The 25,277-nt window shown below is 41.2% G+C and carries 23 protein-coding genes; 5 read left to right on the forward strand and 18 right to left on the reverse strand.

The annotated features are described in order from the left end of the window. Positions 1 to 3: 3 nt before the first annotated feature. The 12 genes from fabZ to rpsB form a co-directional block, all read right to left on the reverse strand. Positions 4 to 456 (reverse strand): 3-hydroxyacyl-ACP dehydratase FabZ, encoded by a 453-nt coding sequence (gene fabZ / locus EAE89_RS16265; RefSeq protein WP_054479447.1) that lies wholly within the window; start codon positions 454 to 456, stop codon positions 4 to 6. Positions 457 to 577: 121 nt separating this feature from the next. Next, entirely contained in the window at positions 578 to 1,606 is a 1,029-nt protein-coding gene (lpxD, locus tag EAE89_RS16270) for a UDP-3-O-(3-hydroxymyristoyl)glucosamine N-acyltransferase (RefSeq protein ID WP_149616053.1), read from the reverse strand. A gap of 3 nt (positions 1,607 to 1,609) precedes the next feature. Then, positions 1,610 to 2,107, reverse strand: coding sequence for a molecular chaperone Skp (gene skp / locus EAE89_RS16275; RefSeq protein WP_054479503.1), 498 nt, complete (start codon positions 2,105 to 2,107; stop codon positions 1,610 to 1,612). A gap of 110 nt (positions 2,108 to 2,217) precedes the next feature. Further along, a complete protein-coding gene (gene bamA / locus EAE89_RS16280; protein WP_054479452.1) occupies positions 2,218 to 4,611 on the reverse strand; it encodes an outer membrane protein assembly factor BamA in 2,394 nt (797 codons plus the stop codon). Between the two features lie 33 nt (positions 4,612 to 4,644). Next, positions 4,645 to 6,000 carry a sigma E protease regulator RseP gene (rseP, locus tag EAE89_RS16285; RefSeq protein WP_149616054.1) on the reverse strand — a complete coding sequence of 452 codons (1,356 nt, stop codon included), beginning with the start codon at positions 5,998 to 6,000 and terminating at the stop codon, positions 4,645 to 4,647. Positions 6,001 to 6,029: 29 nt separating this feature from the next. After that, entirely contained in the window at positions 6,030 to 6,878 is an 849-nt protein-coding gene (gene cdsA, locus EAE89_RS16290; protein ID WP_214086242.1) for a phosphatidate cytidylyltransferase, read from the reverse strand. Positions 6,879 to 6,887: 9 nt separating this feature from the next. After that, the gene (gene ispU, locus EAE89_RS16295) at positions 6,888 to 7,583 is read right to left on the reverse strand and encodes a (2E,6E)-farnesyl-diphosphate-specific ditrans,polycis-undecaprenyl-diphosphate synthase (RefSeq protein WP_244866520.1); all 696 of its coding nucleotides are present in this window, start codon (positions 7,581 to 7,583) and stop codon (positions 6,888 to 6,890) included. A gap of 281 nt (positions 7,584 to 7,864) precedes the next feature. After that, positions 7,865 to 9,061 carry a 1-deoxy-D-xylulose-5-phosphate reductoisomerase gene (gene ispC, locus EAE89_RS16300; protein ID WP_214086244.1) on the reverse strand — a complete coding sequence of 399 codons (1,197 nt, stop codon included), beginning with the start codon at positions 9,059 to 9,061 and terminating at the stop codon, positions 7,865 to 7,867. Between the two features lie 142 nt (positions 9,062 to 9,203). Next, a complete protein-coding gene (gene frr, locus EAE89_RS16305; protein WP_054479461.1) occupies positions 9,204 to 9,761 on the reverse strand; it encodes a ribosome recycling factor in 558 nt (185 codons plus the stop codon). Between the two features lie 120 nt (positions 9,762 to 9,881). Continuing rightward, entirely contained in the window at positions 9,882 to 10,610 is a 729-nt protein-coding gene (gene pyrH, locus EAE89_RS16310; protein WP_054479463.1) for a UMP kinase, read from the reverse strand. A gap of 149 nt (positions 10,611 to 10,759) precedes the next feature. After that, complete coding sequence (gene tsf, locus EAE89_RS16315) at positions 10,760 to 11,617, reverse strand: translation elongation factor Ts (protein ID WP_054479464.1); 858 nt, start codon at positions 11,615 to 11,617, stop codon at positions 10,760 to 10,762. Between the two features lie 152 nt (positions 11,618 to 11,769). Then, positions 11,770 to 12,495, reverse strand: coding sequence for a 30S ribosomal protein S2 (gene rpsB, locus EAE89_RS16320; protein WP_054479466.1), 726 nt, complete (start codon positions 12,493 to 12,495; stop codon positions 11,770 to 11,772). Between the two features lie 431 nt (positions 12,496 to 12,926). Here rpsB and map point away from each other — a divergent pair, with 431 nt between their 5' ends. The 4 genes from map to EAE89_RS16340 all read left to right on the forward strand — a co-directional run bounded on the left by map (position 12,927) and on the right by EAE89_RS16340 (position 17,980). After that, the gene (map, locus tag EAE89_RS16325; protein ID WP_149616103.1) at positions 12,927 to 13,724 is read left to right on the forward strand and encodes a type I methionyl aminopeptidase; all 798 of its coding nucleotides are present in this window, start codon (positions 12,927 to 12,929) and stop codon (positions 13,722 to 13,724) included. A 131-nt stretch (positions 13,725 to 13,855) separates the two neighbouring features. Beyond that, the gene (gene glnD, locus EAE89_RS16330) at positions 13,856 to 16,510 is read left to right on the forward strand and encodes a bifunctional uridylyltransferase/uridylyl-removing protein GlnD (protein ID WP_149616056.1); all 2,655 of its coding nucleotides are present in this window, start codon (positions 13,856 to 13,858) and stop codon (positions 16,508 to 16,510) included. 47 nt (positions 16,511 to 16,557) lie between these two features. Continuing rightward, a complete protein-coding gene (dapD, locus tag EAE89_RS16335; protein WP_054479470.1) occupies positions 16,558 to 17,382 on the forward strand; it encodes a 2,3,4,5-tetrahydropyridine-2,6-dicarboxylate N-succinyltransferase in 825 nt (274 codons plus the stop codon). A gap of 211 nt (positions 17,383 to 17,593) precedes the next feature. Beyond that, positions 17,594 to 17,980 (forward strand): DUF3461 family protein, encoded by a 387-nt coding sequence (locus EAE89_RS16340; RefSeq protein WP_054479472.1) that lies wholly within the window; start codon positions 17,594 to 17,596, stop codon positions 17,978 to 17,980. A 210-nt stretch (positions 17,981 to 18,190) separates the two neighbouring features. Here the strand turns inward: EAE89_RS16340 and EAE89_RS16345 are convergent, their stop codons facing one another. Beyond that, on the reverse strand, positions 18,191 to 18,643 hold the full coding sequence (locus EAE89_RS16345; RefSeq protein WP_054479474.1) for a flavodoxin: 453 nt from the start codon (positions 18,641 to 18,643) through the stop codon (positions 18,191 to 18,193). A 475-nt stretch (positions 18,644 to 19,118) separates the two neighbouring features. On the opposite strand from EAE89_RS16345, the gene EAE89_RS16350 reads away from it, so the two are divergent. Beyond that, positions 19,119 to 19,331 (forward strand): hypothetical protein, encoded by a 213-nt coding sequence (locus EAE89_RS16350; protein ID WP_149616057.1) that lies wholly within the window; start codon positions 19,119 to 19,121, stop codon positions 19,329 to 19,331. A gap of 206 nt (positions 19,332 to 19,537) precedes the next feature. Here the strand turns inward: EAE89_RS16350 and EAE89_RS16355 are convergent, their stop codons facing one another. The 5 genes from EAE89_RS16355 to EAE89_RS16375 all read right to left on the reverse strand — a co-directional run bounded on the left by EAE89_RS16355 (position 19,538) and on the right by EAE89_RS16375 (position 24,746). Next, positions 19,538 to 20,746 (reverse strand): MFS transporter, encoded by a 1,209-nt coding sequence (locus tag EAE89_RS16355; RefSeq protein WP_054479476.1) that lies wholly within the window; start codon positions 20,744 to 20,746, stop codon positions 19,538 to 19,540. 26 nt (positions 20,747 to 20,772) lie between these two features. Next, positions 20,773 to 21,633, reverse strand: a complete 861-nt coding sequence (gene murI, locus EAE89_RS16360) for a glutamate racemase (RefSeq protein WP_054479478.1) — start codon at positions 21,631 to 21,633, stop codon at positions 20,773 to 20,775. 9 nt (positions 21,634 to 21,642) lie between these two features. After that, on the reverse strand, positions 21,643 to 22,614 hold the full coding sequence (locus EAE89_RS16365; RefSeq protein ID WP_214086245.1) for a Fe(II)-2OG oxygenase family protein: 972 nt from the start codon (positions 22,612 to 22,614) through the stop codon (positions 21,643 to 21,645). Positions 22,615 to 23,671: 1,057 nt separating this feature from the next. Further along, positions 23,672 to 24,412 carry a tRNA pseudouridine(65) synthase TruC gene (truC, locus tag EAE89_RS16370; protein ID WP_054479482.1) on the reverse strand — a complete coding sequence of 247 codons (741 nt, stop codon included), beginning with the start codon at positions 24,410 to 24,412 and terminating at the stop codon, positions 23,672 to 23,674. A gap of 1 nt (position 24,413) precedes the next feature. After that, complete coding sequence (locus EAE89_RS16375; protein ID WP_054479484.1) at positions 24,414 to 24,746, reverse strand: YqcC family protein; 333 nt, start codon at positions 24,744 to 24,746, stop codon at positions 24,414 to 24,416. Positions 24,747 to 25,277: the final 531 nt, after the last annotated feature.

Raw genomic sequence — 25,277 nt, forward strand, 5'->3', positions numbered from 1 at the left:
AGATTAGACCTCACGACGGCGAGCACACATCATTTCTGCTTCGCAAACCACTTCTCCATCGACTTTTGCCACGCCTCTACAGCGAGCAACCCCGCGACGTTCTTTAAGAAACTCTACTTCTAAGATCATTTGATCCCCCGGCACTACCGGACGTTTAAAACGGGCACCATCAATAGCAGCAAAGTAATAGAGTTCATCCGACCCTAGCTTGCCTGCACTCTTAAATGCCAAAATTCCAGTGGCCTGCGCCATAGCTTCAAGGATCAAAACGCCTGGGAAAATCGGTTTGCCCGGGAAATGCCCCTGAAAGAAGGGTTCATTAAAAGATACGTTTTTGACTGCACGTAAGGATTTACCTTCTTCAAAATCAAGAACGCGATCCACCAATAAAAACGGATAACGATGCGGAAGCAAATCCAAAATTTCTTCAATGTGCAGAGTATGATTTTCACTCATCTAAATACTCTTCCTGTCTAAAAAGGACTAATGGTATTAACGACACGGCCCGCTTAAACCCCAAATCCAGAGTTCCCAGGCAGGCCGCAAAAATAAAGCACAACCAAAAATTACAGTGTAATTACTCGTTTTTGCCTTCCAGCTTACGCTCCACTGACTTAAGACGCTTATTCATTTCGTTGATATTCATGACTAAAGCTGATGTCTTACGCCAAACTTTATTTGGTTGTGCCGGAATGCCAGAAGAGTATACACCAGGTTCAGTGATTGGACGCATTACCATGCTCATTCCCGTGATTGTCACCTTATCACAGATTTCCATATGTCCATTAATGACACTAGCACCACCAATCATACAATAACGACCAATTTTCAGGCTACCAGCCATGATCACGCCGCCAGCAACTGCCGTGTTATCTCCAATGATAACATTATGAGCAATTTGGCATTGGTTATCGATAATAACACCATTACCAATAATAGTATTATCCAGAGCCCCCCGGTCGATAGTCGTACAGGCACCAATCTCAACCCGGTCGCCAATTATAACTGAACCTAATTGAGGAATTTTAACCCAATTACCACGATCATTTGCATAACCAAAGCCATCAGACCCAATAACAGCCCCCGACTGAACCAAACACTGTTCACCCATTTCAATATCGTGATAAACAGAAACATTCGCCCAGAGACGACTTCCCGCGCCAATATGAGTATTTTTACCAATAAAACAACCAGCACCAATCACAACATTGTCACCAAGAACAACATCAGATTCGATAACAGCATTAGCCCCAACAGAAACATTCTTACCCAGTGTTACTTGAGGTGAAATCACCGCCGAAGGATGAATATCTTGTGCAGGAGCTGGGGTTGTATCCATAATCTGAGCCATATAGGCATATGCCAGATAAGGATTGGAAACAACCAATGCAGGAACATTACAATAAGGGAGATCTGATTCGCTAAGAGCTACAGCCGCAGCCTGACATTCACCTAAACGCTCGCGGTAACGGCTGTCAGACAAAAAAGTGATTTGCTCGTTATTAGCCGAATGCATTGGTGCAATACCAGTGATGACGATATCGCCATCACCATGTAATTGCGCATTCAACTGCTGAGCTAAATCAGCCAATCGAATTGAAAACATCTATTATTTAACCTGTTTCAATACATCTGAGGTAATGTCTTTACCGGATACTGAATAAGCAACAACATTCGCATTAATTACGACGTCATAGCCCTCTTTAGCTGCAACTACTTTGATTGCGTCCTGAATACGGCCCAAAATTTTATTGCTTTCTTCCATATGGCGACGGCGGTTATCTTGTTCAAAAACTTGAGCTTTTTTCCCAAATTCTTCACGCTTAGCCATAACGTCTTTTTCCAGATTAGTTCGCTCGCTGGATTTCATAGTAGAGCCATCACGTTGTAGCTTCTGGATTTTAGTCTGCAAATCAGCTTCCATACGTTGCAATTCAGATGCGCGGCTTTTGAACTCATTCCCCAACTGTTTCTCAACAGCTTCACGGGCAGGCAACTGCTGAAAAATCTCACCGACATTTACAACAGCAATTTTATCTGCTGCCTGAGCACCAGCAGAGAAAGCTAATACAATACCAAGGCTCACTGCACACAACAATTTCTTCACTATAAACTCCTTAAACCACGCTATCTGTAACATCTTGGAAGATTTAGCTAATGCCCTGAAACCGACAATTCCAGAACTTGCCTTATCAATAATAAGATAAAAACGCATTATCACCAGGTTTTGCCAATATTAAACTGGAATTGCTCTGATCTATCACCTTCGTAATCTTTGATCGGCTTAGCATAAGAGAATACCAACGGACCCAAAGGAGAAATCCATTGCAATGCGATACCCGTCGAAACGCGAATATTACCTGGTTTACTATAATCAGGTACACCCCTGTTTTTCATCGTCGCAGACTCACTCCAGTTGGTATCCCAAACCGTACCTGAATCAATAAAGAATGAAGTCCGGACAGAGTTCGAATATTTACCATCAAGGAATGGCGTTGGCGTGATCAGCTCAAGGCTAGCGACTGCCATTGCATTACCCCCTACAGCATCACGGGATGGGCTATCTTTCTTAGGATCATCGATTCCTTTCATATAAATCGCTTTAGGACCGATATTGTTGGAACGGAAACCACGAACGGTGCTGGAACCACCGGCATAAAAGTTTTCATAGAATGGTAACTCTTTACCTCCTAATCCATCACCATAGCCTAAACGACCGCGGCCCAAAATCACCCAAGTATGAGCATCATTAATCGGGTAATACGCAGAGGTATCAAGGGTAATTTTATAAAACTCGTTATCCGAACCAGGGATAGTCACTTTACCATTCAGAGCCGATTTCACACCGGAGGTCGGGAAGAAACCACGGTCAAGATTATTGTATGTCCAGCCCATAGTCAGAACAAAGTCATCTGCTTTGAACTCAGCCTTATTTTCATAACCTGGTTTTTCACCCATAGAATTCAGATAGCGCCACATTGCTGCCTGCGGGAGCATATCAGACAAAGAGTTATGAACATAGCCCAGCCCAAAATTCAGGGAGTTATTTTCATTCACCGGGAAGCCAAGAAAACCATTTAAGCCATAGGTTTTATTGGTATAACCGGACAAATCAGCATTATCAGCTCTAAAATCATTGTAGAACACCCGACCACCGAGGCTGACGCCATTAACAGTGAAATAGGGATCAGTGAAAGAGAGTTCTGCATAGGTTGAGTAATCGTTCTTGCTGGCATTAATCCCAACAGAGTTACCCGTACCCAACCAGTTATCTTGCTGAGCACCGATCTGGAAACTCACGCCACTTTCAGTACCAAAACCAACACCAAAGTTCAGAGAACCCGTATTACGCTCTTTAACTTTATAAACGACATCTACCTGATCAGGACTGCCCGGTATACGTTGAGTTTCAACATCTACAGTTTCGAAATAGCCCAAACGGTTAAGACGCTCTTTGCCCAATTCAACCAGATCACTCCCCAACCATGCACCTTCCATCTGACGCATTTCACGGCGCAAAACAGAGTCTTTGCTGGTGTCATTACCTGAGAAACGAATTTTACGGACATAGAAACGGTTACCTGCATCAATGTTGACATGCAATTTTACGGTTTTGTCTTGGTCATTGATTTCAGGTTGAGTCATCACTCGTGGGTAAGCATAACCATAACGGCCAAGCAGATTTTTGATTTCACTTTCCATTTTAGTTACTTGAGTCCCGTTATATAAGGAACCAGGCTCAATGGTAGCTAGTTTAGTAATTTCTGACTGGTAACCCACCATATTACCGTTCAAGTCAATACCAGATATTTTGTACTGGTCACCCTCAGTAATATTCAACGTGACATAAATACCTTTTTTATCTGGCGTCAAACTGACCTGAGTCGAATCAATGTTGAAACGGGCATAACCGCGATCAAGATAAAAACTACGTAGTGCCTCAAGGTCACCAGCCAGTTTTTGTTTCTGATATTTCTGATCAGCGGTCAAGTTCCACCACGGCACACTATCCCTAAGTTGGAAACGATTCAATAGCTCATCAGAAGAAAATGATTTATTACCAACGATGTTAATCTGCTGAATTTTTGCAGACACGCCTTCGGCGAAAACCAATTTTAAATCGACGCGGTTACGTGGAAGTGGTGTCACAACAGCTTTTACACTAGCATTGTATTTCCCCACGCTGTAATAGAAATCTTCCAGCCCTTTTTCGATATTGGACAGCATCGTGCGGTCAAGAGCTTCACCGACCCGAACATGAGATGCTTCAAGGTTTTGTTTCAGCATGTCATCTTTCACCGATTTATTCCCGGAGAAAGTAATGCTAGCAATCGTCGGCCGCTCTTTTACCTGAACAATAAGTGTATTGCCATCACGCAGGACACGAACGTCTTCAAAGTTACCAGTAGCAAATAGCGCATGAATGGTACGACCAATATCTTCATCGCTGACCGTATCACCTACGCGAACTGGCATATTCAATAATGCTGCACCTACGGCGACACGCTGAAGACCTTCAAAGTGAATATCCTGAACTACGAATCCGTTTGCACCGTATGCAGTAGCGCTGCCGAACAGCAGAGACGCTATGAGTAACTTTTTCATCGCCATCGTTGTAATGCGTCTTCCTAACCAGTCTTCCGCTCAGAAGCGGGAGAAATCATTGAAAAGTGCAAGCCCCATCAATAACACTAGCAACATGGTACCAATGCGATAGCTGAAGTCTTGTACACGCTCGGAAACTGGCCCACCTTTTATCTTTTCGATAATCAGAAAAAGCAAGTGTCCACCATCTAACACAGGTAATGGGAGCAAATTAATGACCCCAAGATTGACACTTATCAGCGCCAAAAACATCAGATAATACACCAAGCCTGAATCAGCCGACACCCCCGCCCCTTTGGCGATAGAGATAGGCCCACTCAGGTTGTTGATTTTCACATCACCAACGATCAGCTTGCCAATCATACTGACAGTTAGCCGCATCAGTTGCCAAGTCTTATCGCCTGCCTGATAAATGGCAGAGAAAGGCCCATATTGCTGAACTATTTTATATTCGTCTGCCAACGGTATAATTCGCAGTTCCACACCGGCAAAACCCACCTCTTTACCATCAGTCTGCCGTCGTGCTTCCGGTGTCATTGAGAGAGAAATAATATGACCAGCCCGCTCTACTGAAAGTTCCAATGGAACATTAGGATTATTGCTGACAAAGGATGTAAAAGTATGCCAAGCATCTATTTCCTGACCGTTGACTTTAACTATTCGGTCCCCCTTTTGTAAACCCGCTTTTTCTGCCGCAGTACCAAGAGTAACCTTATCCACCAGAGAATCCAATCGGGGGCTGACAGGCATAATCCCTAATGATACCACTGGGTCTTGCTTATCAGGATTAAAGCTCCATTGCCGCAAATCCAGAATTTTCTCTACCGGGTGCGATGAGCCTGGGGGTATCGCCTGAATAGTAATGTTGTCATCACCTATCTTACCAACCAGAGCAAAGCGAACTGAATTCCAGTCAGGCGTTTCGATACCATCTATGGCTTTTAGTTCCATTCCTGACGAAATATTTGCTTGGGCAGCAATAGAGTCAGGTTTGATATCTGCAATAATTGGACGTATTGCGGGTACACCAATAATAAATACCAGCCAATAAGCCACAATCGCGAGTAGAAAGTTAGCAATAGGCCCTGCACTAACAACCGCAGCGCGCTGACTAATAGTTTTATTATTAAATGCCATATGTCGGCGTTCAGGAGAAACAGGTGAAACACGCTCATCGAGCATTTTCACATATCCCCCCAAGGGAATAAGGGCTATAACATATTCAGTTCCCTGGCGATCTGTACGCCGCCACAACGCTTTGCCAAAACCAATGGAAAAACGTTCAACATGAATACCACACTTTCTAGCTACCCAGAAATGACCGAACTCATGCACAGTGATCAATATACCTAACGCGATAATAAAAGCCGCCAGATTCCAGAGAATTCCCATCATATTCCTTTAAATGCCGTCAAATAGAGAGATCAAGATACCAGCAACATTAGGCCGGCAAAGACAGGGATCGCAGCAGTCAAGCTGTCGATACGATCCATAATACCACCATGTCCAGGAATCAGCTGACTGCTGTCTTTAATACCAGATTCACGTTTGAACATACTCTCTGTCAAATCACCAAATACTGAGGCGATAACAACAATTGCAGAACACAACATGAGTTTTTCAGGCATTGCGGGCACTGGAGCATATTTACTGAACAACCATGAAATAATAGCCGCAGTAACTAAACCACCAATTAACCCTTCTAGCGTTTTTCCCGGAGAAACTTTTGGTGCCATCTTGTGTTTACCTAAAGTACGCCCGAATAGATAAGCACCAGAGTCGGCCCCCCACACTAGCAACATGACATACAATAGCCACCATGCACCGTGAAATGAATTATCATCATATCCCAGACCCCGTAAGACCATCATTCCACAGTAAAACGGGACTAATGTCAGGCCACCAAATAAAAGACGCAATAAAATGGATCTTTTCCAGATTGCAGCGGAAGAAGGATAAGTAATAACCAGAAGGGTGGCAACAATCCACCATATCATCCCTATCCATAAAATAAAGGTGATTTGCTGCTGTTTAATCAAATCAGTGAAACTTGGCAGGGTATATTGTAATGCCAGTAAACCTATCGCAAACAGAGCAGCCAAGATAACCCGTTTCTTTTGGCTAAATAAACCAGCAAATTGCCCCCATTCCCATGCAGCAAGGACTGATACAGCAATAATGACCAACCCAAACGCTGTTGGCGGCAACCAAAACAAAGCTGCAATTACAAGAGGGATTAATATCACAGCCGTTATAAGACGGTACTTTAGCAAGAGTTCCTCCTATGATCCCGCATTGGCATCGTCTGGTATTGTTCCGCCAAATCGGCGTTCTCTTTTGGCAAAGGCATTAATTGCACCTTCAAAAACTGTTTCATCAAAATCAGGCCAGAGTATATCGGTAAAATAGAATTCTGCATAAGCTATCTGCCATAACAGAAAATTACTTATACGATGTTCACCCCCGGTTCTGATTACCAAATCAACCTGAGACTGCTGGCTCAGGTTAATATAATTATTAACTAATTCTTCAGTAATATCCTGTGGTTCAAGCAAATTATCCTTAACCTGCTGAGTAATTTTCTGAACACTTTGAACTATATCCCAACGACCACCATAATTTGCAGCAATATTAAGTTGCAAGCCTGTATTATCAGCAGTGAGTTTAACTGAGCGACGAATGCGCTCCTGTAAACGTTCACTGAACCGACTGATATCGCCAATAATAGACAATTTGATATTATGTTTATGTAAGCTTTTGATTTCACTGTCTAGTGCAAAAATAAACAATTCCATTAAAGAACTAACTTCTTGTTCTGGCCGGTTCCAGTTTTCACTACTAAAAGCGTACAGAGTCAACGACTCAATGTTGTGCTTAGCAGCGAAACGCACCGCACTCCGTACTGCCTTAATCCCTGCACGATGACCAAAAACTCTTAATTTCCCACGTTTCTTTGCCCAACGTCCGTTACCATCCATAATAATAGCAACGTGCTTAGGTAATAATGACGACAAATCGTTCTGATGATCACTGGCTAATATCACTCAATTAATCCTTTACTGGTCGGGGTAATTCTCTTACAAATGCAGGCATTCAAATATAAAAAAGCCGTGTCTGGCATCACGGCCTGAGTAACAACCTGATTATCTGGAAGATAACTCTGCAAATTTAAACTGTTAATTATATCAGCCAATAGTTATACAGAAACTATACCATCAGGTAAAAATGCGAACAAATACCCCTTCATTCATCAGCAATACTACCTGACAAATGAACTGATAGTCTTTGTAGCCAAATTTCTTGCAAGCTTATCAATCTGTAAGACTTCTTCAATGCTCTGAGGTTCCGGTAAATCTAGTTTTTCTACAACCTGACGATTGATAATTGCTATATCTGTGAAAGAGATTCCACTTTGTAAAAAAACCTTAACAACTTCTTCATTTGCTGCATTCAGTGCCGTAGTTGCAGCCTGACCTTCGTGACATGCTTCAATAGCCAACTTCAAGCATGGATATCGTTCATAATCTGGTTTCGAAAAAGTCAGTGTACCTAAAGAACAAAAATCAAGAGGCTTCACACCAGAAGAAATACGATTTGGGTATGCCATTGCATAGGAGATAGGCGTACACATATCCGGGGTTCCCAATTGAGCAATAACGCTACCATCCAGATAACGCACCATAGAATGAATGACAGATTGGGGATGAATCACCACTTCCATTTCAACAGCAGACGCATTGAACAAACAACACGCTTCAATATATTCCAAACCTTTATTCATCATTGTCGCGGAATCTACAGAAATTTTGCGTCCCATCGACCAATTCGGATGGGCACAGGCTTGATCTGGTGTGACAAATGGCAACTGCTCCAAAGGCGTATGGCGAAAAGGCCCGCCAGACCCCGTTAGAATAATACTAGCAATACCATGTTGTTTCAGCTCCTTGCTTCCAAGGTTCTGTTGTATTACCTCGGGTAAACTCTGAAAAATAGCATTATGCTCGCTGTCAATGGGTAACAATTTAGCATTATGTTTAATTACGGCATCCATAAAAAACCGGCCACTGGTGATCAACGATTCTTTATTAGCAAGCAAAATCTGTTTACCCGCCCGGATAGCGGCCAAGGTTGGCAATAAACCAGCAACCCCAACAATCGCAGACATTACCTGATCGACATCATTCAAAGCAGCCAAATCACACACAGCCTGTTCCCCGAAAAATACTTCGGTTTTACAACCTTGTTCAATCAGTAACTGACTAAGCTTTTTTGCAGAAGCTTCATCTATCATTGCAGCATATTGAGGCTGAAATTCCAGACATTGCTCAGCCATAACCTGAATATTCTTCCCGGCAACCAGTGCCGTTACTTCGAATTTATCAGGATTATTGCGAACTACAGTAAGTGTACTTTTGCCTACTGAACCTGTGGAACCAAGGATGGTCAACCTTTTCATACTGACGCTCTGAATTGTTCTGTTTGATATGTGTTAATACTTGTCTGATTTGTCTGGCTTAGAATATCCATGACTTCAGAGAAATGCCGGATAAAAAATAGCGCCGCACGGTAGCGACGCTTGGTCTATCTCATGAAAGAGATTAGAACTCCATCAGTTCTTCTTCTTTCTTGGCTAAAGCTTCATCAACTTTTTTAATGAAATTATCAGTCAACTTCTGGATTTCATCCTGTGCACGACGCTCATCATCTTCGCTAATTTCTTTGTCTTTCAGCAAAGCTTTGATTTTGTCATTCGCATCACGGCGAATATTACGGACAGAAACACGCCCCTGTTCAGCTTCGCCACGCACAACTTTAATCAGATCCTTACGACGCTCTTCTGTCAGTGCCGGTAAAGGAACACGAATAATTGTACCAGCAGAAGATGGGTTCAAACCCAAATCAGAAGCCATAATTGCTTTTTCAATCGCCGGAGTCATAGAACGGTCAAATACCGTGATAGCCAGGGTACGTGCATCCTCAGCGGTGACGTTAGCAATCTGACGCAGTGGTGTTGGTGCACCATAATACTCAACAGTGATACCATCCAGCAGACTTGGAGAAGCACGGCCAGTACGAACCTTGCTGATTTGGTTTTTAAGTGCTTCGACGCTTTTTTCCATACGGTCTTGTGCGTCTTTTTTGATTTCATTAATCACGTTACAAACCCTTGGGAACTGGTTGTTTTTCAAGCCATAAGTCATTATGACCATGTATTGTTAAATTTGGCATATCAGGCGACTCATCATACCGCCAAACATCTCTGGTGTCTCTGAACATTATTCGTGAGAAATCAGAGTACCTTCATTTTCACCCATCACCACACGACGCAACGCACCCGGTTTATTCATATTGAATACGCGAATAGGTAAGCTGTGATCACGAGCCAGAGTAAATGCCGCCAGATCCATGACTTTTAATTCACGCTCTAATACCTGCTGATAAGACAACTTATCGAACAATATTGCTTCCGAATCTTTCGCTGGATCAGACGAGTAAACACCATCTACTTTGGTTGCTTTTAGCACAACATCCGCTTCGATCTCAATACCACGTAAACAGGCCGCAGAATCTGTAGTAAAGAATGGATTGCCAGTACCCGCAGAGAAAATAACAACACGGCCATGACGTAACAAGCTAATCGCTTCCGCCCAACTATAGTTATCGCAAACGCCATTTAAAGGAATAGCAGACATTAGACGGGCGTTCACATAGGCGCGGTGTAATGCATCCCGCATTGCCAGACCATTCATCACTGTTGCCAACATGCCCATGTGGTCGCCTACTACACGGTTCATTCCTGCTTCTGCCAAGCCAGCGCCACGAAACAGGTTACCGCCGCCAATAACGACACCAACCTGTATGCCTAGCTCAACCAGTTCTTTGATTTCCTGAGCCATGCGGTCTAAGACGCTGGCATCTATACCAAAACCTTCTGCACCTTGCAGGGCTTCGCCGCTGAGCTTAAGCAGGATACGCTGATATACGGGTTTTGCATTAGTTGCCATGGTGTTCTGTCCTAAGCAGAAAAAAGTATATTGGGGATTTACATACATCCGGGTCACTCTAACCAGATGCAAAAACTCAATGCCTACTGGGATAGGCAATTTAGATTGGATAAAACAGAACCGCCATCTGGCGGCTCTGTTTATGAGAATTAAGACTGTTTGCTCATTGCAGCAACTTCCGCTGCAAAGTCAGCCTCAACTTTCTCAATACCTTCACCAACTTCATAACGGATGAAGTTAGTGACTTTAGCATTGTTTTCTTTCAGCAGATCGCCAACCGTTTTGCTTGGGTCCATAACGAAATTCTGACCTGTCAGAGAGATCTCACCGGTGAATTTATTCATTCGGCCAGAAACCATTTTCTCTGCGATTTCGCGTGGTTTACCTGACTGCATTGCGATATCCAGCTGGATTTGGTGCTCACGCTCAACAACATCAGCAGGTACATCGCTTGGGTTAACATATTCTGGTTTGCTTGCAGCAATGTGCATAGCCACATGCTTAATCAGCTCTTCATTAGCGCCTTCAGCCGCAACCAGAACACCGATACGTGCGCCATGCAGGTAAGTGCCCAGTTGTTCACTTTCTAATACAGAGACGCGACGAATATTGATGTTTTCACCGATTTTAGCAACCAGTGCAGTACGTTGTTCTTCAAATTTAGCTTTCAAAGTTTCAACGTTAGAGATTTTATCAGCCAGTACGGCTGCCATAACTTCTTTACCGAAAGCGATGAAGCCTGCATCTTTAGCAACGAAATCAGTTTCACAGTTCAGCTCAACCAAAGCACCGAATTTACCTTCAGCAGCCACTTCTGCCAGGATGATACCTTCAGCAGCAACACGGCCAGCTTTCTTAGCTGCCTTCGCCTGACCTGATTTACGCATGTTGTCAATGGCTAACTCAATGTCACCATTAGCTTCAACCAGCGCCTTTTTACATTCCATCATACCTGCGCCAGTACGCTCACGCAGTTCTTTTACCAAAGCAGCGGTAATTCCAGACATTTGTTTTATTCCTCGATGTATCCTGCGGGACAATAATATTCCACATGGATAGTTCTTATATCAGATACGTAAAAGGGGGCCATAACAGGCCCCCCTAACCAATATATTCCAATACCTGGTTAATAAGGGCTCAATTCACTGAGCTTGCCTTATTATTCAGCTTCTACAAAGCTTTCTTCTGCTTGAACAGCCAGATCTTGAGAACGACCTTCACGAACAGTGGTAGCAACAGCACCCAGATACAGTTTTACTGCACGGATTGCGTCATCGTTACCAGGGATGATGAAATCAACACCATCTGGATCAGAGTTAGTATCAACGACAGCGAATACCGGAATACCCAGGTTGTTTGCTTCTTTGATAGCAATGTGTTCATGTTCAGCATCGATAACAAACAGAGCGTCAGGTAAACCACCCATATCCTTGATACCGCCCAGGCTGTTTTCTAACTTACCAAGTTCACGAGAACGAATTAACGCTTCTTTCTTGGTCAGTTTGTCAAAAGTACCGTCCTGAGACTGTGCTTCTAAATCTTTCAAACGTTTAATGGACTGACGAACGGTTTTCCAGTTAGTCAACATACCGCCTAACCAACGGTGGTTAACGAAGTACTGATCACAGCTCTGAGCTGATTCTTTAACCGCTTCACTTGCAGCACGCTTGGTACCAACAAACAGGATTTTGCCTTTACGTGCAGCAATTTTGTTCAGCTCAGCTAATGCGTCGTTGAACATTGGAACAGTTTTTTCCAGGTTGATGATATGCACTTTGTTACGAGCACCAAAGATGAATGGTTTCATTTTTGGGTTCCAGTAACGAGTCTGGTGACCGAAGTGAACGCCCGCTTGCAGCATATCGCGCATGGAAACAGTTGCCATTGTAAACCTCTGTAAAATATTAAGTTGGGGTTATGCCTCCACGAGCCCCATAACACCGACTCCTAACTGCATATTCTGCATGAGAGCACCCCGGTATATGTGCCGGCCCGTGTGTGTTATTTACACAGTGAGTATATTTAACGTCCCTGTGTTTTGTCTCAGTGACAAAATACACAAAACGCCGGCGCGCTTTATATCATAAACCGGCCCAAGATACCAACTTTTGTTGCCATTTTTTGGCTGCTCAATGTGGTAATGAAAAGCGCCATTTATGGCGGGTATTGTTAGTAAGTACCAGTAACGCGGGAAATATGGCTGCCAACTGTTATTGGCAGATATTCTGTAGGCTGATACCATTGGTTCAACAATTTTTCCTCGTTAATAATCATACAACCAGCAGATTTGCTGGTTTTGAGTGGGCAAATTATTTCATGGCAATCTCAATTAAGACATCTGAAGATATTGAAAAAATGCGTGTCGCCGGTCGACTGGCGGCGGAAGTGCTAGAGATTATTGAACCTTACGTAAAACCTGGTGTAACAACTGGTGAATTGGATCGTATCTGTCACGAACACATTACCAATAAGCAACAGGCTGTCTCAGCTTGTCTTGGTTACCACGGTTTCCCAAAATCTGTTTGTATTTCTGTTAATGACGTCGTCTGTCATGGTATTCCAAGTGATGATAAGGCGCTGAAAGATGGCGATATCGTTAATATCGATGTAACTGTCATAAAAGAGGGCTTCCACGGCGATACCTCAAAAATGTTTATTGTCGGTAAGCCAACTATTCAAGGTGAACGCCTGTGCCGAATCACTCAGGAAAGCCTCTATCTGGCATTGAAAATGGTGAAACCCGGTATTCGTCTGCGTACTCTTGGTAAAGCCATTCAACAATTTGTTGAAGCTAATGATTTCTCTGTGGTTCGCGAATATTGCGGTCACGGTATCGGTACAGTCTTCCATGAAGAGCCACAAGTACTGCACTATGACGCCGATGACGGCGGAGTTGTATTGCAAAAAGGCATGGCTTTCACTATTGAGCCAATGGTTAATATCGGTGACTACCGCATCCGTACCATGAAAGATGGTTGGACCGTAAAAACCAAAGACCGCAGCTTGTCCGCCCAATATGAGCACACAATTGTTGTTACGGACAACGGCTGTGAAATCATGACATTACGGAAAGAAGAAGAACCCGCTCTTTCCGCGATACTGACTAACGAATAATTAATCGCAAATTGTGAAGCCTTGCTAAAACCACACAAGGCTTCCAATCTCCACCGTAATCTCTCCTGTTCAACACAGCATTTTCTCAGTAATCTGGCTGTTATGATTCGCTTTCTCTCGGGTTCATATTTATGTCAGCAGATATCGCCGCAATTCAAGCGCCTATCCCGCCATTTTCTCCCTCTGATTTCTCCAGTGAAGACTTTCACTATCCAGTGTTGAAACAACACCTCGAAGAATTTCAGCTTTGGCTAGAACATGCTTTTAAAGCGGGCATTTCCGCAGAAGCGTTGATTTACGCCCGTAGTGATTACATAGACCAATTGCTGCAACAACTATGGCATACCTATGGATTTGATAGAATTTCATCACTTTCATTGATTGCCGTCGGCGGATATGGCCGACGGGAACTACATCCGCTATCTGATATTGACTTGTTGATACTTAGTGAACAACCGCTTACACAACATCAAGCACAGAATGTCGGGCAATTTATCACCTTACTGTGGGATATACGACTGGAAGTAGGCCACAGTGTCCGTACACTTGAAGAGTGTTTACTGGAAGGGCTGTCAGATCTGACTGTAGCGACGAATTTAATTGAGTCACGTTTAATCTGTGGCAATTTGCCTATTTTTCTCCGCTTACAGCGATACACATTTAGTGAGGTTTTTTGGCCTTCTACTGAATTTTTTGATGCCAAAATTGCCGAACAACATGAACGCCACCAGCGCTATCACAGTACCAGTTATAATCTGGAACCTGATATCAAAAGCAGCCCCGGAGGATTACGGGATATTCATACTTTGCTATGGGTTGCTCGCCGTCACTTTGGTGCAACCTCAATGGATGAAATGGTCGATTTTGGCTTCCTGACAGATGAAGAACGTAATGAATTGAATGAGTGTCTGAGTTTCCTCTGGCGTATCCGTTTTGCCCTTCATTTGGTCGTTAATCGTTATGATAATCGCCTGTTATTTGATCGCCAGTTCAGTATTGCCCAGTTACTCGGCTACCAGGGAGAACGTAATCAACCGGTAGAGCGGATGATGAAAGATTTCTACCGAATGACACGACGTGTCAGCGAACTCAATAATATGTTACTGCAACTCTTTGATGAAGCTATTCTGGCACTGGGAACCAATGAAAAACCTCGCCCCCTGAATAATGAATTTCAGTTACGCGGACAATTGATTGATCTGGTTGATGAGACTCTGTTTATCAAAGAACCCGCAGCGATTATGCGGATGTTTTATTGCATGGCAGAACATGTAGAAGTTCAAGGCATCTATTCGACTACACTTCGTCAACTCCGTTATGCTCGCCGTAATCTAAATCAGCCATTGTGTGAATTACCCGAAGCCCGTCAAATCTTTGTGGACATTCTGCGCCACCCCAGGGCGGTTGAAAGCGCATTTGTACCCATGCACCGCCACAGCGTTCTTGGCGCTTATACGCCACTTTGGGGCAATATTGTCGGCCAAATGCAGTTTGACCTGTTTCACGCATATACCGTCGATGAACATACAATCCGTGTGCTGAAAAAGCTGGAAAGTTTTGCCGACGAGAACAACCGTGCCATTCATCCACTCTGTGTCGAGCTATACTCTCGTCTGCCTCAACCGGAGATTTTACGCCTTGCCGCGCTGTTTCACGATATCGCCAAAGGGCGTAATGGCGATCATTCCGAACTTGGCGCTGAGGACGCGCTGACATTCTCACTGCAACATGGGTTTAACTCTCGGGAAGCTGATTTGGTGGCCTGGTTGGTTCGTTATCATTTATTAATGTCAGTCACTGCCCAACGGCGAGATATCCAAGATCCGGAAATCATCAAGCAGTTTGCCTATGAGATATTAAATGAAACTCGGTTACGTTACCTGATTTGCCTGACAGTCGCTGATATCTGCGCAACCAACACTAGCCTATGGAATAGTTGGAAACAGAGCCTGCTACGGGAACTCTATTTCTCTACGGAGAACCAATTACGTCAGGGAATGCAAAATACACCGGACTTGCGGGAACGTATCCGTCATCATCGTTTTCAAGCACTTGCTCTGCTACGCCAGGATAATATCAATGAACAGAGACTTCATCAGCTCTGGAGCCGCTGTCATGCAGATTATTTTCTGCGCCATACACCCAAACAACTCGCATGGCATGCTCGTCATTTGGTGAAACATGATTCTCAAGAACCGCTGGTCTTGATAAGTACCAAACCAACCCGTGGCGGTACTGAGATTTTTATCTGGAGCCCGGATCGCCCTTCCCTGTTTGCAGCAGTTGTCAGCGAACTGGACAGGCGCAACCTCAGCGTTCACAACGCTCAAATATTTACCAATCGTGATGATATGACAATGGATACTTTCGTGGTACTAGAACCTAATGGTCATCCTTTAGCATTGGATCGTCACGAAATAATCCGCAACGCACTTTTGCTAGTCGTTCTCGGCCCATATTCCAAAATACCAAAAGCCCGAAGATTGCCAACTAAACTGCGTCATTTCAATGTACCAACAAAGGTGAACTTTCTGCCCACTCATAATGAGCGGAGAACCTATATGGAACTGTTCGCACTCGATCAACCGGGCTTGTTGGCCAGAGTTGGCAATATTTTTACCGAAATGGGCGTTTCACTGCACGGTGCTCACATCACCACTATTGGCGAACGTGTTGAAGATTTTTTTGTGCTAACAGATAAAGACCATAAGGCATTAAATAAAAAAGTTAGAGAAGAATTGTCAGAAAGGTTGACAGAAACCCTGAATCCAAAGGATAAAATGTAACTGAATATAAGTCCATGATCCGGATAATAACCAAGGAACCTGATGCAATGCAGCAACTACAATCCATTATCGAAAGTGCTTTTGAAAACCGCGCAGCTATTACTCCAGCGACAGTAAACAATGAAACACGTGATGCTGTTACTCAGGTCATAAACCTGTTGGATAGTGGAAAACTGCGTGTTGCAGAGAAAATTGACGGTCAATGGGTCACACACCAATGGCTGAAAATGGCTGTACTGCTCTCTTTCCGCATTAATGAAAACCAAGTCATAGATGGTGCTGAAAGCCGTTATTTCGATAAAGTTCCGATGAAATTCTCTGATTATGATCAGGAGAGATTTGAAAAAGAGGGCTTTCGCGTTGTTCCTCCTGCGGCAGCACGCCAGGGAGCCTTTATTGCCCGTAACTGTGTATTGATGCCTTCTTATGTCAACATCGGCGCTTATGTTGATGAAGGAACGATGGTAGATACTTGGGCAACGGTTGGTTCCTGTGCCCAAATTGGTAAAAACGTCCATTTATCCGGTGGCGTTGGTATCGGAGGCGTGTTGGAGCCATTGCAAGCTAACCCAACCATTATTGAAGATAACTGTTTTATCGGTGCCCGTTCTGAAATTGTAGAAGGTGTCATTGTCGAAGAAGGTTCTGTAATTTCAATGGGCGTCTATATCGGCCAAAGTACCAAAATCTATGATCGTGAAACAGGCGAGATCCATTATGGCCGCATTCCTGCTGGTTCTGTTGTTGTCTCTGGCAACCTTCCATCAAAAGATGGCAGTTACAGCCTGTATTGTGCTGTCATTGTAAAAAAAGTGGATGCCAAAACACGAGGAAAAGTGGGCATTAATGAACTATTAAGAACGATAGATTAAACTTTAAAATAGCGGATAATAAATCCGCTATTTTTTTGCTTTTTATCATCTTTACCAAGCTCGGTGAGTGTTATTAATATAGGTAGTTTGAACGCGGGCAACATGCACAACCCAGAACGTACACAATGAGTACGTAAGCGTTTGGACATGACCCACATTCAAAATGACGTATAAAATAACCTACTGGGAAAAATACCCTTAAGGTGGTGCCATGTACGATAACTTAAAGAGTCTGGGAATCACATATCCCGAAGAAATTGACCGCTATAGTCTGCGTCAAGAAGCTAACAACGACATTCTAAAAATCTATTTTCGCAAAGATAAAGGTGAATTCTTTGCCAAAAGCGTGAAATTCAAATATCCGCGTCAACGCAAAACGGTTGCTTCAGACCATGCAGAACAAGGATACAAAGAGATTAACGAGATCAATACTAACTTGCGTTATGTGATTGAAGAACTGGATCAGATTTGCAAACGAGACCAAGCAGAAGTCGATTTGAAACATAAAATCCTTGATGACCTGCGTCACCTTGAACACGTTGTTGCCAATAAGATTGCCGAGATTGAAGCCGATCTGGAAAAACTGACCCGTAAATAGGTGGCAACTCATATATACCCAATAGATTTCAAGATGGATCGCGACGGCAAAGGAGCGAATCCCCGGGAGCATAGATAACACTGTGACTGGGGTGAGAGAGTGCAGCCAACAAAGAGGCAACTTGAAAGATAACGGGTATAACTTGTACTAGTATAACTACAACCGCTTATATTCTCCTGTCCGGTATAAGCGGTGTATTAAGAGCTAAAATCACTCAACTAATAATTCGCCCCACAGCTTAATCCAGGGCTGAGCAAAAATTTCCGGTTCTGCTTCTTCTACTGCATCCACCAGAAGAATTTCACCGATTCTTATCGCGCCTTGCTCTTGTAGCAACTCATCAAAAATGCGACCGCCACCACAAAAATTCTCGTAACTACCATCACCCAAGGCGATAACGCCATAACGTAATTCCGGCTGATAACCTAATTCATCTCGCAAAGCGCAATAAAGTGGCTGAATATTATCGGGCAAATCCCCTTGCCCAGTCGTTGAAGTGATAACTAAAATCACATGATTAAGATAGGACTGCCACTGCTCCAGTTCCCCTTCTTCAAATACTTCTATCTCATGACCTTGTTGTTCAAGGATTTGCTGTGCTTCTTCTGCAACTGCCAGGGCATTACCGTAAACAGTACCAACAAAAATACCAATTTTCGCCATAACTTCTGATCTCTTTTTAAAGGAACTATTAGTTATCCTCGCTGGCAACAACAGAAAACTCAACCCTTGCCAAATCAGGGATAATTACCTTACCAACTAAGCCGTCGCACTAAATATTGCCATTATTAAGCTTAATCTGTCATGTAAACAATATTTCATTAGCACTAATGACTAACGATATATCTGCCAGACTAATTACAGGCAGTTGTACTGATCAATAGCGATGTTTATTCTACATAAAACGGTAACAGGTAATCATCAAACGCATTGTTATCTGTGACAACTATTATGGAACAGCCAAAATGCAACAACATTAAACTCAGTTATTTATCCAATAATAATTTAATGTTAACATTACTTCTTGTAACAACTTTGTTCGATAACATTTAACATGGAAGAATGCCATATACTCTATTTCAATAAAAATAATAGCCGAATGAGATTAATAGAACAATGTAGGCAAGCAATAAATATCATGAGATCAATCACCATGTTTAATAATAAAGCCATCGTGCTTAGTGTGTTATTAAGTGCAGCAAATATTACCGGCTCATCGGGTCTGATGACTTGGGTAGATGCTGTACTTAAAGATGGAGGTATGATTTTCAATGCCTACGTTCCTATTTTTTCCTATTTATTGGGATTATCTCTGGGATGTATGACCATATCCTTTTTTATTCAAAAATGAATATTGCATTTTTTAAAAAAATATTTTTTGATTATTGTTATTATTAGCAACTATAAACTGCATTCTCTTTTCAAGAGAAACAACTCTTATTCCAGTTTGGCTGGATTCTCTGCATAGAATATTATGGGCATATATAAATCTTTATATGTTTACAGAAAATGTTTATTTTATGACAAGCAGTAAAAATACTGACATCATACCCTATATTAGCCTGATAATACCCTTTTATTTCTAAAGTAAGTACTTAGTAAAGTAAAGAAAGTAAAAAGTATCAGTAATATCCAACTTAAGTTATAACCACCTGTAATATCTCTTAATATCCCTATTAATGGCGCAATAACAATCACAGCAACTTGATTAGCAGTCATAGCCAAACCTAAAGCAAATCCTATTCTATCTTTAGGGGCTGTATCTGCTATATAAGCTACCCATGGACCATACCAACCTACTCCAAAGAAACCAAGCAAGACCATAAATGGGAATAAAAAATAATAACTATCCGTTTTTAAAAAAAACAAAATGGTGATTCCAATTAAAGAACAAAATAAGCAACATAATACTTGAAAATATCTATTTGTCTTTGTTCTGTCACTCCAAGCAGCTAAGACTATTCTCCCTACAACCCCAGAAGCAAGAGCTGAAAATAATAAAGTCGCACCTATAGATGGAGAAATTTTTAGCTCCTCATAAAAATAAGAAATTAGATAAATGACTACACTATATTGGATGGATGTCAAGCAAGCACCAGACAACATAATATTAAACATAGCAGGTTCTTTAACCATTAATATTTTATTTCTGATAGTCGATATAATATTAATGTGCTGTATTTTCTTTGTTTTTGGATCTTTGTCTTTATAAAATATAAAAAAGAGCATAGCCCCAAAAATAGCAATACATCCACTAGCAAAGAAAGCAAAATGCCAATTAAAACGTATTGCCAAAAATGGCAGAATTAAACTTGCTAAGGCTCCTCCTAGGGGCAATCCTGCTTGTCTAATCCCCATAGCAAAACCTAACTGATTTTTTGGAAACCAATTAGAAACGGATTTGGCCCCACCTGGTTGCGCAGAACTATATCCAATCCCAAGAATAAATAAGAGAATAAGAATCGCATAATAGTTATCAAAAAACAGAGTAAAACATAGAGTGATCCCAACCAAGAAAACACCTATACTTACCACGTATTTTTCATTAAACCTATCAAGTAATTCTCCAGCTACTAGTAAGCCAACTAATGGTGCAAGTTGAGCAGATGATACTAATAACCCAATTTGGAATGCAGATAACGACATCTGTTGTTGCAATAGTAGAGCGATAGAACCTATCCCTTGAACAAAAAAACATGCACATGCCTGCGTTATCGTAGCTATAAATAAAACCATCCATTTATAACTTTCAATATTTTGATTCATCACGAATTAACTATCCCATAAGATCTTTATAAAAAACCACTATATTCGTATGGAGAAGTAAAGTTATCAACCTTACTTTGTTCTGTTAAGAATAAAAATTTCTGAATTCCCTTTTGAGAGTTAATTTGGTTAATCGCCTGATAAAGAGAGTTGACAGCATCATAGGCAGGGTCCACCCACTCCTTAACATTTTTAAAAATATACTTTAATTCATCTTTAATATTAGGAAAGTGAGTGCACCCTAAAATCACTACATCTACATTATCAACTTCTTCTTTCGTCATTGATCTTAATATTAAACTTTCTATATCATTGGTTTCTAATGATATTCCTCTTGATTTCATCTCTGAGAAATTAACCAGCTCTGTTAAACCTAATTTTTTAAAGATGAACTTATCATCAATTAACTTTGCACATATATTATTAACATATTCACTGTCAATTGTATTAGGTGTAGCGATCAGAAGAACATTTTTTTTTGAAGATATCTGAAAAGCTTCTAAAATAGGAGGAAGAACTTTAATACAAGGCATTTTTAGTTTTTCTGTAAAACTATTACTCAATAAAGTTGATGCTGTATTACAAGCAATGATTAAACCAATTGGTTCAAATATTTGTACTGCTTGCTCTAATAGATCCTCTATTCTTTCTAGTAGTAAATTTCTATCCTTATTTCCATAAGGATAGAACTTATTATCAGCAATATAAACAACGTCAGCACCTAAAAAAAAATTCTCTATATATTTAGATACTGACAAACCACCAACTCCCGAATCAAAAATCAATATTCTAGGAGAATCTGTGTTTATTTTTTCTATAGAATCTCCATTAGCGTTGTAAAATTCTATATTTTTTTTTCCTAAAATAATCGTATTTTCAACTAACATAGGAACCTCTTACGCAATGATGGCTCGACTTCGAACAGATCCTCGCATTCCTCGAGATTTCTTTAAGTCAGTTGTAAAGACAACTCTTGCTAACCAACGTGCTTTTTCTCCGAAGAAAGGTTCATATGCATCCCTCGCGTGTACACATCTAAAGTTATCAATAAAGATACAATCTGAAGTATTTAAAACAATTGATTTCTTATTTTTATTAAAAAAATCAATTACTTTATTGACTGCATTTATTTCATCTAACGAATTGTTATCTAGGTTCAAAGCAGCAGCATTAATTCTTACATAAGGCTCTTCTTTTGCACCAAATAATATTGCCTGACCTTCTTCATCAACAATATTTGAAGTTGAATGAATTGGATTATGAGAAATATAAAACCTGTTCTGAAAAAGCAGAGCCTTTTCCCTGTCAGTAAGTTCAATACCATCAATACAAGAAATTGTTGTTGGTGCTTTTTCTTCATTTCGCATACAAACTAGTCCTAAAAACTCTGCTCTTGCTGGATGAAAGGCATCTTCTACATGAAACCCAAAATCTCTATTTGAACCACTGCTTGAATTAGGGACATTTTGTAATTCTTCGAAAGGAATAATATTATTGTATATACTACCATTTCGTTGGGAGGTAAATCCTATACCTTCTCCTAATAAAGATCCGTATAAACCTAATAATATTTTCGCATCATTAATTTTATATCCATCTTCTAATTCTATTAATTTACTTGGAGTTGGTTGAACTCCATTAAGCAAAACAGGGTTATCTTTAACACAAATAGCAGCATATTTTTCATGCCGTTTAAAATGATAAAACTCTTCTCTAATATTACGAGGCAATTCCTGTGCGAAAATTGGGGATTTTTCTAGAAAGTCATATTGATTATCTAATTTCTCATCAAAAACAATATGATCTATTAAATCTTTAATCACTTTATTTTCACTTTGCCCAGGATTAATTTCCTTAATATGTGTCATCTTCCTACTCTAATATAGTTAATATAACAAAGTCCAGTTTGGTTCGGGTAATTTATATTTTTCGTTTTAAAACGAAACCAAATTTACATTTATTTACATTTTAATTTTCTCGATTATTTAATTTTATCTATAATTTTCAAAAAGATATATTTACCTTATGGAGAAATACACTTTTCTCAAACAGAATAAAAATATTTATAAAAATAATATATTAAATCCATTTTTTAAAAAAATTACGCATTTTTTATTTAAATATTAACGTAATATTACACAAGGAAACTTATAATCTAAACAAGATAAAAGCATGAATGAATGTTTATTACTCAGCCAGCTATCAGTGCCTTATCCATATTAACGCTATTCATGCTGGCCTCTTTCGTTTACGGCGAATACTGGCTTTTTTTGTTGTTTCCGCACGAAGTATATTCAAGGTCAGATCATATACAAGCCAGAATTTCAGTAGTATCACCACGATGGTAGCAAGCATCTTCGTTCATAAACACATCTAGAACCTAGTGTACGCATTGACTTCCTTGTATCTTGGTGTAAACGCTGAGCTTGTGCTTCCATCTGTTCCAGTCGGAATTTACAGGCTTTCAGAATGAGCATATTAATTCGGTGTGTCCTGTCGTCTTTCCGCAATATTACAGCTCAGGTGGTTATTCTCAATGCAGAAATACCCCTTCAACCGTTCCCGATATGCCGCCTTCCATCAGTATGAAAGGCAGACAACCAGTCCGTCCCTAGGTCTCGTTTTCATTTTGCAGGTTTGTGTAACAATGCTCGGCGTTGTGAAACACTATTACGGAGCTAACGCCTCGTCGAAATCCCCCTCCCGCCTTGTGTCAGCAGGAGTACCCTTTCGAAGGAAAAGATGGTGAGTGAAGCGAGAGAATCTCCCCACAGCCTCCCGTAGAACGGTACGTGAATCTCCCAATTCATATCGTTCCTATCAAGCAAGCACACCTTACTTTAAACAGAATTCGGGTTATTCTTACTTACCAATGAGCAAACAACCTCGGGTTCTTGGCACTTACCGTTCGCTTCGTTCTAATTACTATACATATTCCAAATCAGGAATAATGCCTTGCCAGCCAAATTGTTGCACTAAATGTTGCCACGACGCATCCCATTTTGCCGTAAGCGATAATTTTTCACCCGTAACAGGATGATTCAACTCAAGATGACTGGCATGAAGCATCAACCGATTGGTTTGATAATGAGCGACAACACCTCTGTTTTGCCGTAAATCACCATGGGTCGTATCACCAATAATTGGATGACGAATATGTGCCATATGGCGCCTTAATTGGTGTTTTCGGCCTGTTTTCGGAGTCAACTCCAATAAACTAAAACGGGATGTAGGATAACGACCAATTTCCACCGGACATTCTACTGTTGCCAGCGGACGATAATAAGTGATACAGGGCTGAGCTTCTTTATCACTATCTGCAAATTTATCTGCAATCTTATCCAACTCTTCAACCAGAGCATAATCGATAATATCTGATTCCAACACATAACCGCGCACAACAGCATGATAAGTTTTTTGTAACTGATGATGTTCAAACTGTTGGGAAAGCTGACGGGCAACATCACTGGAAAGCGCCATCAGCAATACGCCTGATGTTGGTCTATCCAGACGGTGTACCGGGAAAACATGCTGACCAATCTGATCACGCAATGTCTGCATAACAAAAACCGTTTCGTGACGCGCCAACCAACTACGATGAACTAACCAACCAGCCGGCTTGTTAACCGCCACAATATGATCATCCTGATATAACACTTCTAACATATCAGGCATTATCCTGAATAAATAAGCGATCCAATACATGAAGATGCTCAAGCAGTTGCTGATAGCGACCAGTAGTCTCTTCTTTATAGGATTCCTCAAAATAAGGCGCAATAGCGAATGCCGTCGGTAACGCCAAACTCTGCTCCAATAACGCATACATTCTCGGAATTAATACCCACTGCAACCACTCTGCCGCCAGCATCGTATCAATTGAAAATGGTTCAACACTTTCAAAAGCTTCCGCTTTAGGTGGGTGATCCTGCCACAGGTCAATTTCCCTCATGGCTTCTTCAATTAATTGTAACGTATGCAGAATTTGTTTTTCAGTACTCATATTTTCAGCCTAATTAATAAGTATTTGCCCAAAGCGGCAAAACTGATAAGGATACCACTGATAACCCTTAAGCTGTAAATTTGCTTTTTCCATCAAACATAAAGAGAAGGGAGCGAACAAGCGCTCCCTTTAAATTGATTATATAGCAATCCCGCTAATCGTTTGCTCCCTGCTCATTCCCTGACAAATTGTCCCTTAATGGTCATCCTTACCCGTCATTTTTATTTATATTGCATACAATCCAGTTATGCATCGTGCCAGTCATACTGACCATCATCACCTAATCTATCCCTGAGAGATTGTACGCAGAGACTCCTTTTCCTGCTGAGGACAGAATGAATTAATTCGATTTACGACACAAGTCATATAAGCGGAACCATTAAGCCAGTGAAAGGGGATAAAATCTGTAATTATTTATAGGCTATTGAAATAAAATAAAAATAATAAACCAATGTGAAACTCACCGAAGTAAACATTGATATCTCTTACATGAAGTGTAAGAGATATCTCACAAATACTAAGTTAAAACTC

This window comes from Photorhabdus heterorhabditis (genome assembly GCF_018448905.1).
Lineage (GTDB): Bacteria > Pseudomonadota > Gammaproteobacteria > Enterobacterales > Enterobacteriaceae > Photorhabdus > Photorhabdus heterorhabditis.